The 13,702-nt window shown below is 62.6% G+C and carries 17 protein-coding genes; 13 read left to right on the top strand and 4 right to left on the bottom strand.

All coding sequences use genetic code 11. From position 1 onward, the window contains the following. Positions 1-17 precede the first annotated feature (17 nt). The 11 genes from M3P21_RS12320 (at position 18) to M3P21_RS12270 (ending at position 8,794) form a co-directional block, all read left to right on the top strand. Entirely contained in the window at positions 18-896 is an 879-nt protein-coding gene (locus M3P21_RS12320) for a lysophospholipid acyltransferase family protein (protein ID WP_249710321.1), read from the top strand. An 8-nt stretch (positions 897-904) separates the two neighbouring features. Then, entirely contained in the window at positions 905-1,717 is an 813-nt protein-coding gene (locus tag M3P21_RS12315) for a glutamate racemase (RefSeq protein ID WP_249710320.1), read from the top strand. Between the two features lie 92 nt (positions 1,718-1,809). After that, positions 1,810-2,838, top strand: coding sequence for an N-acetyl-gamma-glutamyl-phosphate reductase (gene argC / locus M3P21_RS12310; protein ID WP_249710319.1), 1,029 nt, complete (start codon positions 1,810-1,812; stop codon positions 2,836-2,838). 7 nt (positions 2,839-2,845) lie between these two features. After that, on the top strand, positions 2,846-3,292 hold the full coding sequence (ccmE, locus tag M3P21_RS12305) for a cytochrome c maturation protein CcmE (protein WP_249710318.1): 447 nt from the start codon (positions 2,846-2,848) through the stop codon (positions 3,290-3,292). A gap of 125 nt (positions 3,293-3,417) precedes the next feature. Beyond that, positions 3,418-4,029 carry a holin-associated N-acetylmuramidase gene (locus M3P21_RS12300; RefSeq protein WP_249710317.1) on the top strand — a complete coding sequence of 204 codons (612 nt, stop codon included), beginning with the start codon at positions 3,418-3,420 and terminating at the stop codon, positions 4,027-4,029. Next, positions 4,020-4,598, top strand: coding sequence for a holin family protein (locus tag M3P21_RS12295; RefSeq protein WP_249710316.1), 579 nt, complete (start codon positions 4,020-4,022; stop codon positions 4,596-4,598). The genes M3P21_RS12300 and M3P21_RS12295 overlap by 10 nt, the downstream gene beginning before the upstream one ends. A gap of 74 nt (positions 4,599-4,672) precedes the next feature. Further along, entirely contained in the window at positions 4,673-6,637 is a 1,965-nt protein-coding gene (locus tag M3P21_RS12290; RefSeq protein WP_249710315.1) for a heme lyase CcmF/NrfE family subunit, read from the top strand. Then, on the top strand, positions 6,634-7,104 hold the full coding sequence (locus M3P21_RS12285; protein WP_249710314.1) for a cytochrome c-type biogenesis protein: 471 nt from the start codon (positions 6,634-6,636) through the stop codon (positions 7,102-7,104). Before M3P21_RS12290 ends, M3P21_RS12285 begins: the two co-directional genes overlap by 4 nt. A 105-nt stretch (positions 7,105-7,209) precedes the next feature. Continuing rightward, on the top strand, positions 7,210-7,986 hold the full coding sequence (locus M3P21_RS12280; RefSeq protein WP_249710313.1) for an enoyl-CoA hydratase-related protein: 777 nt from the start codon (positions 7,210-7,212) through the stop codon (positions 7,984-7,986). A 6-nt stretch (positions 7,987-7,992) separates the two neighbouring features. Further along, positions 7,993-8,535, top strand: coding sequence for a hypothetical protein (locus M3P21_RS12275; RefSeq protein WP_249710312.1), 543 nt, complete (start codon positions 7,993-7,995; stop codon positions 8,533-8,535). 64 nt (positions 8,536-8,599) lie between these two features. Beyond that, entirely contained in the window at positions 8,600-8,794 is a 195-nt protein-coding gene (locus M3P21_RS12270) for a hypothetical protein (protein ID WP_249710311.1), read from the top strand. Between the two features lie 78 nt (positions 8,795-8,872). On the opposite strand, the gene M3P21_RS12265 is transcribed toward M3P21_RS12270, so the two are convergent. The 4 genes from M3P21_RS12265 to M3P21_RS12250 form a co-directional block, all read right to left on the bottom strand. Beyond that, positions 8,873-9,763 (bottom strand): DMT family transporter, encoded by an 891-nt coding sequence (locus M3P21_RS12265; RefSeq protein WP_308445952.1) that lies wholly within the window; start codon positions 9,761-9,763, stop codon positions 8,873-8,875. 109 nt (positions 9,764-9,872) lie between these two features. After that, positions 9,873-10,886, bottom strand: a complete 1,014-nt coding sequence (gene bmt, locus M3P21_RS12260) for a betaine--homocysteine S-methyltransferase (protein ID WP_249710310.1) — start codon at positions 10,884-10,886, stop codon at positions 9,873-9,875. 126 nt (positions 10,887-11,012) lie between these two features. Further along, positions 11,013-11,333, bottom strand: coding sequence for a DUF1476 domain-containing protein (locus M3P21_RS12255; RefSeq protein ID WP_249710309.1), 321 nt, complete (start codon positions 11,331-11,333; stop codon positions 11,013-11,015). A gap of 141 nt (positions 11,334-11,474) precedes the next feature. Beyond that, positions 11,475-11,879 (bottom strand): hypothetical protein, encoded by a 405-nt coding sequence (locus M3P21_RS12250; protein WP_249710308.1) that lies wholly within the window; start codon positions 11,877-11,879, stop codon positions 11,475-11,477. A gap of 191 nt (positions 11,880-12,070) precedes the next feature. On the opposite strand from M3P21_RS12250, the gene purC reads away from it, so the two are divergent. Both purC and M3P21_RS12240 read left to right on the top strand, forming a co-directional pair. Further along, positions 12,071-12,829 carry a phosphoribosylaminoimidazolesuccinocarboxamide synthase gene (gene purC / locus M3P21_RS12245; RefSeq protein WP_249710306.1) on the top strand — a complete coding sequence of 253 codons (759 nt, stop codon included), beginning with the start codon at positions 12,071-12,073 and terminating at the stop codon, positions 12,827-12,829. Between the two features lie 108 nt (positions 12,830-12,937). Further along, a complete protein-coding gene (locus M3P21_RS12240) occupies positions 12,938-13,609 on the top strand; it encodes a MarC family protein (protein ID WP_249710305.1) in 672 nt (223 codons plus the stop codon). The last annotated feature ends 93 nt before the right edge of the window (positions 13,610-13,702 follow it).

Genomic DNA, 13,702 nt, shown 5'->3' with positions numbered 1-13,702 from the left:
CGAACCCGGAGACCCCAATGCCTGCCCATCGTCATATCGCCCGTGACATCAGCTATGCCCATTCCGCTGAAACCAAAAGCGGACGTGCGCTGATCCGGCTGATGGAAAACACCACCGGGCGGATGCGGCTGATCAAACGGGCGGACGGGTATGAAAAGGAAGTGGCGGCTGGGCGCGATTTCTGGGAGGTCATGGTCGAACGCTATGGGCTGAGCTTGGATGTGGTCGGCGGGGCGCTGTCGAACATCCCGCAGGACGGCCCGCTGATTCTGATCGCCAACCATCCCTACGGCATCCTTGATGGGTTGATGATGGGCCATATCCTGTCGAAAACGCGCAGGGATTTCCGCATCCTCGCCAACCAGGTGTTTCGCAAGGCCGACGATATCAACCGGATCGTGCTGCCGATCTCGTTCGACCAGACCAAGGAAGCGATGCGCCTGAACATCGAGACCCGCAAGACCGCGCTGGGTTATCTCGATGATGGCGGCGCGATCGGGATTTTTCCGGGCGGCACCGTCAGCACGGCGGCGAGGCCGTTTGCCCATCCGATGGACCCCGGCTGGCGTGGCTTCACCGCGCGGATGGTGGGCAAGTCGAACGCCGTTGTGGTGCCGATGTTCTTTGACGGCCATACCTCGCGCCTGTTTCAGATCGCCAGCCATCTGCACGTCACCCTGCGCATGGGGCTGTTGCTCAAGGAGTTCAGGAAACGCGTCGACACACCGGTGCGGGTGGTGATCGGCGCGCCCATCAGACGCGATGTTCTGGACCCGATGGCGACGGATACGCGCAAGATGATGGATTTCCTGCGCAAGGCGACATATGAGCTTTCCCCGCAGCCGTTGAAGTCTTATGACTACGGTTTCGAATTCGAGGAACGGCATCGCGCCTGACAGGGACCATGGCAGTAGGCATTTTTGATTCGGGACTGGGCGGCCTGACCGTCCTCAACGCCGCGCAGGCCCGTCTGCCGGAACTGGATTTCCTGTATTTCGCCGACAGCGCCCATGCGCCTTACGGGGTGCGGGATGCCGAGGATATCCATCAGTTGACCCGTAAAGCGGTTCAGAGCCTGTGGGATTCGGGCTGCAATCTGGTGATTCTGGCCTGCAACACCGCCAGCGCCGCCGCCCTGCGCCGGATGCAGGAAGAGGGCGTGCCGAAGGGCAAGCGCGTTCTGGGCGTCTTTGTGCCGCTGATCGAGGCGCTGACCGAGCGGCAATGGGGCGACAATTCCCCTCCGCGCGAGGTTGAGGTCAAGCATGTTGCGCTGTTTGCAACGCCCGCCACCGTGTCCAGCCGCGCGTTTCAGCGCGAATTGGCGTTCCGCGCCATAGGGGTGGATGTCGAGGCGCAGGCCTGCGGTGGTGTGGTCGATGCCATCGAGGATGGCGATCTGATCCTGGCCGAGGCGATGGTGCGCAGCCATGTGGATGCGCTGAAACGCAAGATGCCCGAGCCGCAGGCCGCCATTCTGGGCTGCACCCACTATCCGCTGATGGAAGAGGTGTTTCAGGCCGCGCTGGGACCAGAGGTCAAGGTCTATTCGCAGGGTGATCTGGTGGCGGCAAGCCTTGCCGACTATCTGAAACGCCATCCCGACATGTTGGGCGATGATGGCTGCGGTGGCTATCTGACCACCGGCGATCCATCGCGCGTCAGCGACCGGGCGACGCAGTTTCTGCGACGACAGATCAGCTTTGAGGCGGCCTGACATAAGTCAATGTCGGCAATGCCCCTGATTTGTAGTAAATTGGCCGTCCATGGGCGGCGCGACCCCATGACATCGAACGAAAGAGGTCCGACATGACCCACAAAATCGCAATCCTCGGCGCCAGTGGTTATACCGGCGCGGAACTGGTGCGGCTGATCGCCGAACACCCGGCGTTGGAGATCGCTGCTCTGTCGGCCGAACGCAAGGCAGGCCAGAGCATGGCGCAGGTCTTTCCGCATTTGCGGCATCTGGACCTGCCCGAGCTGTGCAAGATCGGTGAGATTGATTTCAGCCAGATCGACCTGTGTTTCTGCGCCTTGCCGCACAAGACCTCGCAAGAGGTGATCCGCGAATTGCCGAACACCCTGAAGATCGTCGACCTTTCGGCCGATTTCCGGCTGCGCGATCCCGAAGATTACGAGAAATGGTATGGCAACCCGCATGCCGCGCTCGCCCATCAGGAAGAGGCCGTCTATGGACTGAGCGAGTTCTACCGCGATGAGATCACCTCGGCGCGGCTGGTGGCAGGCACCGGCTGCAACGCGGCCACCGGGCAATACGTGCTGCGCCCGCTGATCACCGCCGGGGTGATCGATCTGGATGACATCATCCTAGACCTGAAATGCGCTGTGTCGGGGGCGGGGCGGTCGCTGAAAGAGAACCTGCTGCATGCGGAACTGAGCGAGGGCTACAACGCCTATGCCATCGGCGGCACCCATCGCCATCTGGGTGAGTTCGATCAGGAGTTCACCAAGCTCGCGGGACGTCCGGTGAAGGTGCAGTTCACCCCGCATCTGATCCCGGCGAACCGGGGCATTTTGGCCACCACCTATGTGAAGGGCGATCCGCAAAGCGTCTATGAGGCGCTGTGCTGGGCATATGAGAATGAACCCTTCATCGAGGTGCTGCCTTTTGGCGAGGCGCCCTCGACCCATCATGTGCGCGGCTCGAATTTCTGCCATATCGGGGTTGCTGCTGATCGGATCGAACGGCGGGCCATCGTGATCGGTGCGCTGGATAACCTGACAAAAGGTAGCAGCGGGCAGGCCTTGCAGAATGCCAATCTGATGCTAGGTGAGCCTGAAACCACGGGGCTGATGATGGCCCCCCTGTTCCCGTGAGGATGACATGAAGTCGCTCAAGAAACGTCGCCGCATACAAGTGATCGTGCTGGCCACGGTTGCTCTGGTCATCGCCACCGGGCTGATCGGTTATGCGATGCGCGATGGCATCAATTTTTTCCGCTCGCCCAGCCAGGTGATAGCCGAACCACCCCAGCCCAACGAGGTGTTCCGCATTGGCGGGCTGGTCGAGGAAGGCAGCCTGATCCGCGGACAGGGTGAATTGGTCGAGTTTCTGGTGACCGATGGCGGCGAGAGCGTGAAGGTGGTCTTCGGGGGCGTATTGCCTGATCTCTTTGCCGAGAAACAGGGGATGGTGGGCACCGGAAGTTACGTGAATGGTGTCTTTGAAGCCTCTGAAATTCTTGCCAAACATGATGAAACATATATGCCCAAGGAAGTGGTGGACGCGCTGAAGGAACAAGGCGTCTATCAGGAACCCGGCGAAGGCTGATCCCTCCTTCGCAGCGCGCAGTTGGACAAAGGAAAACGGGGGCGTTGCGCAGGCAACGTCCTTTTCGTTTGCGCGGCTTAAAGACCTGCATCGCACCGTTTGCATGAGATTGCAGAGGGCAGGTGATGCAGACAGTCAGACAAATTGCGCAGGATATCGTGGCGCGTGAGGGCGGGTTTGTGGATGACCCGGACGACCCCGGCGGGGCCACCAAATACGGCGTCACCATCCATACGATGCGGCGCCTTGGCCTTGATCTGGATCGCGATGGCGATGTCGACACGCGCGATGTGCAGGCGCTGACCCGGACGCGGGCGGTGGAGATTTTTGTCGCCCATTACTTCGAACGTCCCCGGATTGATGATCTGCCGCAAATCCTGCAGGCGACTGTGTTCGATATGTATGTGAATGCCGGTGTGCAGGCGGTGAAAATCCTGCAGCGCCTGCTGCGCGAGATGGGCTACCGGGTTGCCGTGGATGGTCTGATCGGGCCGCAGACGACCCGAGCAGCGCGTCAGGCGGCAGAACCGGATGCGCTGGCGCTGCGCGATGCCTATGGCGTGGCGCGGCGGAACTATTACTTCCGGCTTGCCGATCGCCGCCCGTCCAGCCGCAAATATGCGCGGACACGGGCAGGCGGCAAGGGCGGCTGGATCAGGCGGGCCGAGGAATTCCTGTCCAAACGGTATCATCTGGATCAGGCAGCATTTCAGCAAAGGGTGGCGACATGGGGTTGATCGACGGAATAATGGCGCTGCTGTTCGGAGCGGGGCGCAACGTGGTGCGCGAAACGGCCGAGGTGTTTCGCGAAAACGCCGAAGCAGGCGCCGCCCGGGGCGCAGAGGCGCGGCAACAGGCGTTGGCGCAGTTCGGGGCGGAATTTGCGCAGCCCGCGCAGGGTGGCTTTGACCGCTTTGTCGACGGGCTCAACCGCCTGCCACGCCCGGCGCTGGCTTTTGGCACGCTGGGCCTGTTCGTGGCGGCCATGGTCGATCCTTTGTGGTTTGCCGAGCGCATGCAGGGCATTGCGCTGGTGCCCGAGCCGCTTTGGTGGCTGTTGGGTGTGATCGTGTCGTTTTATTTCGGCGCGCGCTATCAGGCCAAGACTCAGGATCTGCAGCGTGATCTGGCGCGCAGCCTGACCCAGGCGCATCAGGTCAAAACCAATATCGAGATGCTGCGGGACCTGCGCGCCGACAGTCCCGGCAGCGCCGATCCCGGCACGGATGCGGCGCTGGCGCAACAACTTGAAGGCACCGATCCGAACCCGGCGCTGGAGGAGTGGCGGCGGCGGCAAAAGGCCTGATCCGCGACACTATGCGCGCCGCGTCCGGACGATTGTGATTGGACGCGGGCAGGGCCGGGTTTATACCAAGGCCCATGACAGCAGAACTCGGACATTTCGCCCTCATCCTCGCATTTCTGGTGGCCGTCGTGCAGATGGTCGTCCCGCTGATCGGCGCCCATCGGCGCTGGCCCGGCTGGATGGCCATGGCCGAACCGGCCGCCACGGCGCAGTTCCTGTTGACCGGTTTTGCCTTTGGCGCGCTGATGTGGGCCTTTATCACCTCGGATTTCTCGCTGCGGCTGGTGGTGCTGAACAGCCACTCGGCCAAGCCGATGCTCTACAAGATCAGCGGCACTTGGGGCAATCACGAGGGGTCGATGCTGCTTTGGGTGCTGATCGTGACGCTGTTCGGCGCGATGGCGGCGTGGTTTGGTGCCGGGCTGCCACCCACGCTCAAGGCGCGCGTGCTTGCGGTGCAATCGGCCATCGCGGTGGCGTTTTTTGCCTTTATTCTCTTTACCTCGAACCCGTTCATTCGGCTGGCGGTGCCGCCGTTTGACGGGCAGGACCTGAACCCTCTGTTGCAGGACCCCGGATTGGCGTTTCATCCGCCGTTCCTCTATCTCGGTTACGTCGGCCTGAGCATGGCGTTCAGCTTTGCGGTGGCCGCCCTGATCGAGGGCCGCGTTGATGCCGCCTGGGGCCGCTGGGTGCGGCCCTGGACGCTGGCGGCGTGGATTTTTCTGACCATCGGTATCGCGCTTGGGTCCTGGTGGGCCTATTACGAGCTTGGCTGGGGCGGGTTCTGGTTCTGGGACCCGGTTGAAAACGCCAGCTTCATGCCGTGGCTGCTGGCCGCTGCCTTGCTGCACTCGGCCATCGTGGTGGAGAAGCGCGAGGCGCTGAAAAGCTGGACCATCCTGCTGGCGATCCTGGCCTTTGGGTTCTCGCTGATCGGGACGTTCATCGTACGCTCGGGGCTGCTGACATCGGTTCATGCCTTTGCCAACGACCCTGAGCGGGGTGTGTTCATCTTGGGCATTCTGGCGTTTTTCACCGGCGGGGCGCTGACGCTTTATGCCGCCCGTGCGCAGGCGATGGAGGCGAAGGGCGTCTTTGGCATGGTCAGCCGCGAAAGCGCGCTGGTGCTGAACAACATCCTGCTGGCGGTCAGCTGTTTCGTGGTCTTCTTTGGCACCATGTGGCCGATGGTGGCCGAGATGTTCTTTGACCGGAAACTTTCGGTTGGTGCACCGTTTTTCAACGCGGCCTTCACACCGTTCATGGTTGTTCTCGGGCTGGCCTTGCCGCTGGGTTCGGTCCTGCCGTGGAAGCGCGGCAAGTTGGGGCGCGCCGCGTGGTCGATGCGCTATGCCTTCGGGCTGGCGGTGGCGGTGACACTGCTGGTCTGGGCGATGCAGACCGGGCGCAGCGCGCTTGGGCCTGTTGGCGTGTTTCTGGGTGTCTGGGTCACATCCGGCGCGATGGTCGATCTCTGGAGCCGTACCGGGCGCAAGGGCAACCTTGGCCGTCTCTTCCGCCTGCCGCGCGCCGATTGGGGCAAGGCGGTGGCGCATTCCGGGCTGGGGGTCACGATCTTTGCCATCGCGGGCCTGACCGCGTGGGAGCAGGAGGATATTCGCGTCACCCAATTGGGCGAACCCTTCGAGGTCGGAGGATTCACCCTGACACTGGACAAGGTCGAACGTCTGGCGGGGCCGAATTACTTCGCCACCACCGGTTCGGTGCGGCTTGAACGGGACGGGCGGGCCATCGCCACGCTGCGCCCTGAGAAACGCGACTATCCGGTGGCGCGGATGCCCACCACCGAGGCGGCGATCGATTACCGGATCATGCGCGACGTCTATGTGGTGCTGGGCGATGAACAGGCGAATGGCGGCTGGACCGTGCGGACCTATATCAAACCCTTTGCCAACTGGATCTGGGCAGGGTGCCTGATGATGGCCCTTGGCGGCGCGCTGAGCCTCAGCGACCGGCGCTTCCGGGTGGCTGCGGGCGCGCGCAGGGCGCCGACGGGCGGGGTACCGGCGGAATGACGGGCCTGCTCAAACGTTTCATGGCCGTCCTGATGCTGGTGTTGCTGGCGCTGCCGGTGGCGGCGGTTCAGCCCGACGAGGTGCTGGATGATCCGTTGCTGGAGGAGCGCGCGCGGGACCTGAGCAAGGGGCTGCGCTGCCTTGTCTGCCGCAACGAGAGCATTGACGAAAGCAATGCCGGTCTGGCCCGCGATCTGCGCCTTCTGGTGCGTGAACGGCTGGTGGCGGGGGACAGCGACGACGAGGTGATCGCCTTTGTCGTCGACCGTTATGGCGAATATGTGCTGCTGCGGCCCACGTCGGACGGAGCCAATATGCTGCTTTGGGCGGCAGGACCGATCATGCTGTTGCTGGCGGCGCTGACCGGGTTCTTCTACCTGCGCAAACGCGCATCCGCCCCGGCACCAACAGAGGCGGCGCTGACCGAGGAAGAACGTCAGCGGCTGCGAGAGTTACTGGACGAGTGATCCGGGCCTGATCCGGGATTGCCGCCAGGGCGCGCGCCGTTTGCCTTTGCCAATCCGGCGCGCTCGGTGTTCTATGCCAAAAGCGTCACCAGGCCGGAGCCATTCATGGAATACGAGACCATCACGCTTGAGATCGCCGACACGCTCGCCATTCTCACGCTGAACCGCCCAGAAAAGATGAACGCGCTGACCAGCCAGATGCGGGCCGAGATCGCCTTTGCGATGCACGAGGCCGCCAAATCGGCGCGCGCCATCGTGCTGACCGGCGCGGGTGACGCATTTTGCACCGGGCAGGATCTGGGCGACGCGGGCAGTGCCGGGCGGATTGATCTGGAACGCACGCTGCGCGACGAATACGGCCCCATGCTGGCGGCGATCTATGAGTGTCCGGTGCCCACGATCGCGGCGGTCAATGGCCCCGCGGCGGGGGCGGGCGCCAATCTGGCGCTGGCGGCGGATGTGGTGATCGCAAGTGAGAGCGCCTATTTCCTGCAGGCTTTTGCCCGGATCGGGCTGATGCCGGATGCCGGTGGTACTTGGTTCCTGCCGCGCCAGATGGGCATGGCCAAGGCGATGGGGGCGGCGCTTTTTGCCGACAAGATCACCGCCACCCAGGCCGAGCAATGGGGCATGATCTGGGAAACCGTGCCCGATGACGCGTTCGAGGCGCAATGGCGCGCGCGCGCCGGCTATCTGGCAAACGGCCCGACCCAGGCCTTTGCGGCCATCAAGAAAGCGATTCGCGGCACCTATGGCAGCAACCTGCCGGATCAGCTTGCCATCGAGGCGCATCTGCAGGGCGAATGCGGTCGCAGCCGGGACTTCAAGGAAGGTGTCGTGGCCTTCATGGAAAAACGCCCGCCCGCCTTTGAAGGGCGCTGATCCGGTTTGGTTAAAGGCAAGAATAACGGGGTCGAGGAGCCCCTCGAACTCAGCCGCCGCCCGGCGACGGCGCTGATCGCCTTTGCCAGTTCGATGGCGATGGATGACGACGTCGACGAAGAGGTGCTGCGCCGCCTGATCCGCGCGGTGCTGAGCCGCAAGGCCGAGCAGGCCGCGCTGATCACCGGTCTGGGACTGGCCAACAATCCTCATACTGCGTTGATCGTCTCGCATCTGCTCTCGGCCCATGTGGCCGAACTGCGCCAGCGGGAGAACGGGTTGCTGGATGCCGATCAGGTCACCGGCGTCTGGGGCCAGCGCCTGACCGTGGGGGCGATGCTGGCGGCGATGGGGGCGGCGATTCCGGGCACGCTGAGCGGCGGTGTGGCGGTCTCGCTGGTGCTTCTGGCGATGTCGGCAGGTGCCTTTGCCGCTGCGGGGCGCTTGCGCGGACGGGCCAAACGCAACCAGATCGCCCGCAACCGGGAGGAGGCCGAAGCCTTGTCGCGGCACCTTCTGGAGGCAATAAAGACCGCGCCATCGCTCTGATGTTGCTCTGATATGGAAATTTTATCCCAATAGGCCTATATTGGAGATGTGAAAGGAGACTGTCATGCTGGAAGGGATTGGACTGGACACAACGATGCTCTGGGCAGCGATCGGGTTCAGTGCGCTCGGCCTGGGGGCAGGGGCCTATATGTTCTATCGGGCTCGACCCGCGACCGAGAGCGCTGATGTCAGCGAAATCGTGAAATCGGCACCCTATCACCGGGTGCATAATGATCTGAAGATCAAAAGCGGCAGCTGAAACAGCCTGTGGCTGCCTGACCTGGCTTCCTTGACCGGAACGCCGGACAAGTCCCTGCTTGTGATAATGGTCTGAAGTTCAGGCGGCTTTTTGTTGCCCCCGCCACAGGATGAACAACCCGGACAACACGATCAGCCCGCAGCCCAGCAGCGTCGCGCCGCTCAGCTTCTCTGCGAACATAAACACGCCCAGACCAATGCCGAACAACAGCCGCGTATAGCGGAACGGTGTGACCGCTGAAACTTCACCCGTGCGCATCGCTTTCATCAGGCTGGAATAACCCAAAACGCCCGCCAGCACCGCGCCGGACAGGATGAGCGCCGTGGGGGCGTCCGGCAGGACAAGCGGCGCGCCCTCCCACACCGAATAGATCACGCCGGCCAGAATGATGGACAGAAAGCCGTAGAACCCCAGAACCGCGGTGCCCAAATTGGCAGGGGCGGCGCGGCTGGCGAGGTCCCGTCCGGCAAAGCCCAACATGCCCAGCACGGCCAGGATGGAGAGCGCCGAAAAGCTCTCGGCACCGGGCTGGATGATGACCACAACGCCAGCCAGCCCGATCAGGATTGCGACCCATCTGCGCCGGCCCACCTGCTCGCCAAAGACCAGCGCCGCGCCCGCGACCACTACAATCGGGGTCGCCTGCAGGATCACCGTGGCCGAGGATAGCGGCGTGAGGGTGATGGCCAGCACATAGAACAGACGCCCGAACACCTCGAACACGGCGCGGATGCACATCGGGCGCGAGACCACGTCGCTTGTGAACAGCGGCTGTTTCCGGGCCAGTGCGAGACCACCAAAGACACAGGTGCCTCCCAGACCGAAGAACAGCATGATCTGACCGATGGGCAGCGTGCTGTGCGAGGCCTTGAGCAACGCGTCTTCAATCGCAAACCCGGCCATGGCGGCAACCATCCAGAGACTGCCGATCAGATTGGCCCGACGGTCGGTTGCGATCAATGGAGCCACGAAATGTCCGATACTGTTCCGATACCTGCCCAACGCAAGACCATCCGTCCTGTCAGGTCGGCGAATAGTCCGGTCGTGTCAATTCGAAACGCCCCGGCGGGCCGGGGACTCAGGCGCGGCGGCGACGCCGGGGGCGGCGCTCGGGTTGGGCCTCATCCCCGGTGCCGTCCGAGGCTGAGGTGAACGGGCCAAGGGCGGCTGTGATCTGGTCCAGCGTGGGCCGCTCGCCCCGCGTGCCAGTGTCCAGCGCGGCCCGCATATGGCGCAGGTGATCGGGCATGGTGCCGCAGCAACCGCCGACAATGCGCGCGCCTGCGTCCCGTGCCATCCCGGCATATTGCCCCATCAACTCGGGCGTGCCGTCATAATGGATATGGCCGTCGACATATTTCGGGATGCCCGCATTGCCCTTCGAGATGATGGGCCGCTCGGTGCCCTGGGCGGCAAAGCCCAGCACGGTGCGCAGGATGTCCGACGCGCCGGTGCCGCAATTGGCGCCAAAGGCGATCGGCGGGTTCGGCAGGGTCTCGACCAGCTGCGCCAGATCGGCTGAGGTCACGCCCATCATGGTGCGCCCGGCAGTGTCGAAGCTCATGGTGCCGCACCACGGCATATCGGCCAGCGCGAACCCTTCGGCAGCGGCGCGGAACTCTTCCGGGGCGCTGATGGTTTCCAGCCACAGCACATCCGCGCCACCGGCTTTCAGGGCCTCGGCCTGTTCATGGAACATCTCGACCGCCTCGGCATGGCTGAACGTGCCAACCGGTTCGAAAATCTCGCCGGTGGGTCCGACCGAGCCTGCCACCACGATGTCGCGGCCCGATTTGTCGACAACTTCGCGGCCGATCTCGGCACCCACGCGATTCAGCTCTCCGACGCGGTTCTGGGCATCATGCAGTTTCAGCCGCGCGGCGGTGCCGCCGAATGTGTTGGTCAGGAACAGATCGCTGCCCGCATCCACCGCACCCTGATAAAGGGCCGCGATCTTGCCAGGCTGATCGACGTTCCAAAGCTCGGGCGCATCGCCTGCCTGCAGGCCCATGGCAAACAGGTTGGTGCCCGTGGCCCCATCGGCCAGAAGCGTGTCCTTGGAGGCGAGCAGGCGGGTCAAAGCATTTGTCATGGGATCATACCGGTCTTGCCGCCAAAACGGCGGTCTTGAACTGAGACACCCCGTCTCTCACGAGCGGGGTGTTCAATCAAATTCATAATTCTCATGAAGATCATGAGGATCGCGGCAGGGCGCGGGTCAGCTACCCGCTTCGCCCAGCATCTGCGCCTTTGCTTCGGGCAGCAATTCGGCGCGCTTGGCCCGGATGGTGTCCGATGTGACGCGCCCTTCGAGATCGGCAGTCACCTTGCGCACCACATCTTCGGTGCCGGGTTCCTCGAAATCAGCCTTTACCACGCTGAGCGCATAGTCCTGGGCCGCATCGCCGGTTTTGCCAAGCTGTTCGGCCGCCCACAGGCCCAGCAGCTTGTTGCAGCGCGCCTCGGCCTTGAACTGCATTTCCTCGTCATGGGCGAATTTGGCCTCGAATGCGTTTTCGCGCTCGTCGAAGGTGGTCATGGATGGGGACCCTTATCCGGTTGGTACTGTTACCAGAGATATGCCCCCGTAATTGCGCTTTCGCAAGAGGGTCCTCATGCGGCAAAGCCACGCTATCGGGGTTGGGGCGCGTGTCAGGACCGGGCGAATGCGCTCAAGAACCTACTGGATCGACAGGTCGATATTGTAGCCGACCGTTTTGCCGGTGTCCCGGTCATTGCCCATCAGATAGACCCGTATCGTGTAATCGCCGTCCTCGGGCAGGTCGAGAGTTGTGGTGTCGCCGTTGATCGACCCGTTATAGATCGCCTCGCCATCGCTGCCCGGTGGCAGAATGTTGAAATAGATCGTGCCATTGCCATTGGTGTCCGCCACGCTCAACTCTGCAAACATCTTCTGGCCCGCATTCGCGCCGAGCCTGTAGTCGAAGAATTCGTCGCCGGTGACCGTGCCGCTGACCATGGTTCCGTAATTGCCCGGTGCGAATGTCACTTCCGCTGTCATTTGCGCGTTCGCCGCAGAAACGCCCATCGAAAGGATCAAAAGGACAGGGGCGAGATATCGCATTCAGAGCTCCTTGTGCAGGTTGCTACGCGAGACGAAGCCTAGTCGCCGACGAATAGAGGTCAATGCAAAGTCGGGATACGGTCATCAATACGTAGAAGGCGCGGCTGAGCGTCGCTTGCGGCACTGCCGCACTTGCACTATGAGGGCGCGGTGGGGGGCTGATCCCCCGTCTCCATCCCGAAAGGTCGGCAATGGCGCGTCGCAAGAAAATATACGAAGGCAAGGCGAAGATTCTGTATGAAGGTCCTGAACCGGGCACCATCGTGCAGTATTTCAAGGATGACGCCACCGCCTTCAACGCCGAGAAGAAGGACGTGATCGAAGGCAAGGGGGTTCTCAACAACCGCCTGTCCGAGTTCTTCATGACCGGTCTGAACCATATCGGTGTGCCGACCCATTTCCTCAAGCGGCTGAACATGCGCGAGCAACTGGTGCGCGCCTGCGAGATCGTGCCGCTGGAAGTGATCGTGCGCAACTTTGCCGCCGGGACCATGTCGAAACGGCTGGGCATCGAAGAGGGCACGCAACTGCCGCGCCCGATCGTCGAATATTGCTATAAGGACGATGGGCTGGGTGATCCGCTGGTCACCGATGAACATATCGCTGCCTTTGGCTGGGCCAGCCAGCAGGACATGGACGACATCCTCAGCCTGGCGCTGCGGGTCAATGATTACATGTCGGGCCTGATGTATGGCGTCGGCATCAAGCTGGTCGATTTCAAGATCGAGATCGGACGGGTCTATGATGGCGATTTCCAGCGCCTGATCATCGCCGACGAGATCAGCCCCGACAGCTGCCGCCTGTGGGATATGGAGTCCGGTCAGAAGCTGGACAAGGACGTGTTCCGCCGTGATCTGGGCAATCTGACTGATGCCTATTCCGAGGTCGCGCGCCGTCTGGGCGTGATGCCGAAATCGGCGCCAGTGACCAAGCCCACGCTGATCAACTGAGCGCGCGTCGCTGCAAAAGGCTACTTTAGTTCAATCTAAAGTAGCCTTTTCCCAAAAATTTCTGTTTTCATTGCCGCCACGGGAACCTGAGAATACGGGCGGACGGTGATGGCAGAGCTATTTGATCAGGCGGTGTTTCTGAAATTCCTTGCAGCGCTGCTGGCAATTTTCAACCCGCTTTACGGCATTCCCATCTTTCTGAGCATGACGGCGGGCTATTCCAAGCCCGAGCGGTTCCGCACCGCGCTCACCGTCACTGCCTCGGCCACCATCATCGCGCTGATCGCGGTTGCGGTGGGCGAAGAACTGCTGGCGATTTTCGGGATCGAAGTGCCCTCGTTCCGCATCGCGGGCGGGTTGATCATCTTTGGCATCGGCATGGCGATGCTGAATGCTCACGCACCATCCCCCGGCGACAAGGCCGCGCATGACGAAGGCCATGCCCGTGACCGCAATATCGCGGTGGTGCCGCTGACCTTGCCGCTGACCATCGGACCGGGCACGATCGCCACGACCATCGTGTTCTCGCATCAGGTTCCCGACGGGGCCGAACTGGTCACGCTGGGCTCGGCGGTGCTGATCGCCTGCGCCATCGTCGGTCTGGGGCTGATCTTTGCCGACACGATCTCGCGGGTGCTGGGCGAGACGATGATGAGCGTGCTCACCCGTGTCATGGCGATCATTCTGGTCGCGGTCGCGGTCGAGATGGTGGTGACCGGCGCCTTTAACGCGATCGACAGCCATTACCCCGGATTGCTGCCTGCCAAACCCGACGGCTAAGGCCCCTGCGAAGGGTTGTTCAAACCACGCAGGCGCGCTATTGCCTCGCGCAACGGGAAATGGGCCTCGGACAGTCCGGGCCGCGCTGGGAGT

The sequence above is a fragment of the Ruegeria spongiae genome, from assembly GCF_023502395.1.
Classification (GTDB): Bacteria; Pseudomonadota; Alphaproteobacteria; order Rhodobacterales; family Rhodobacteraceae; genus Ruegeria_C; species Ruegeria_C spongiae.
This window is presented reverse-complemented; position numbering and strand designations above follow the sequence as displayed.

What these genes read in the sequence shown, in the direction of transcription:
- M3P21_RS12290 (WP_249710315.1), top strand. Translation starts at nt 4,673, where the DNA reads ATGACAGCAGAACTCGGACATTTCGCCCTCATCCTCGCATTTCTGGTG.
- ccmE (WP_249710318.1), top strand. Translation starts at nt 2,846, where the DNA reads ATGAAGTCGCTCAAGAAACGTCGCCGCATACAAGTGATCGTGCTGGCC.
- M3P21_RS12300 (WP_249710317.1), top strand. Translation starts at nt 3,418, where the DNA reads ATGCAGACAGTCAGACAAATTGCGCAGGATATCGTGGCGCGTGAGGGC.
- M3P21_RS12255 (WP_249710309.1), bottom strand. Translation starts at nt 11,333, where the DNA reads ATGACCACCTTCGACGAGCGCGAAAACGCATTCGAGGCCAAATTCGCC.
- argC (WP_249710319.1), top strand. Translation starts at nt 1,810, where the DNA reads ATGACCCACAAAATCGCAATCCTCGGCGCCAGTGGTTATACCGGCGCG.
- bmt (WP_249710310.1), bottom strand. Translation starts at nt 10,886, where the DNA reads ATGACAAATGCTTTGACCCGCCTGCTCGCCTCCAAGGACACGCTTCTG.
- M3P21_RS12240 (WP_249710305.1), top strand. Translation starts at nt 12,938, where the DNA reads ATGGCAGAGCTATTTGATCAGGCGGTGTTTCTGAAATTCCTTGCAGCG.
- M3P21_RS12280 (WP_249710313.1), top strand. Translation starts at nt 7,210, where the DNA reads ATGGAATACGAGACCATCACGCTTGAGATCGCCGACACGCTCGCCATT.
- M3P21_RS12250 (WP_249710308.1), bottom strand. Translation starts at nt 11,879, where the DNA reads ATGCGATATCTCGCCCCTGTCCTTTTGATCCTTTCGATGGGCGTTTCT.
- M3P21_RS12320 (WP_249710321.1), top strand. Translation starts at nt 18, where the DNA reads ATGCCTGCCCATCGTCATATCGCCCGTGACATCAGCTATGCCCATTCC.
- purC (WP_249710306.1), top strand. Translation starts at nt 12,071, where the DNA reads ATGGCGCGTCGCAAGAAAATATACGAAGGCAAGGCGAAGATTCTGTAT.
- M3P21_RS12295 (WP_249710316.1), top strand. Translation starts at nt 4,020, where the DNA reads ATGGGGTTGATCGACGGAATAATGGCGCTGCTGTTCGGAGCGGGGCGC.
- M3P21_RS12315 (WP_249710320.1), top strand. Translation starts at nt 905, where the DNA reads ATGGCAGTAGGCATTTTTGATTCGGGACTGGGCGGCCTGACCGTCCTC.
- M3P21_RS12285 (WP_249710314.1), top strand. Translation starts at nt 6,634, where the DNA reads ATGACGGGCCTGCTCAAACGTTTCATGGCCGTCCTGATGCTGGTGTTG.
- M3P21_RS12270 (WP_249710311.1), top strand. Translation starts at nt 8,600, where the DNA reads ATGCTGGAAGGGATTGGACTGGACACAACGATGCTCTGGGCAGCGATC.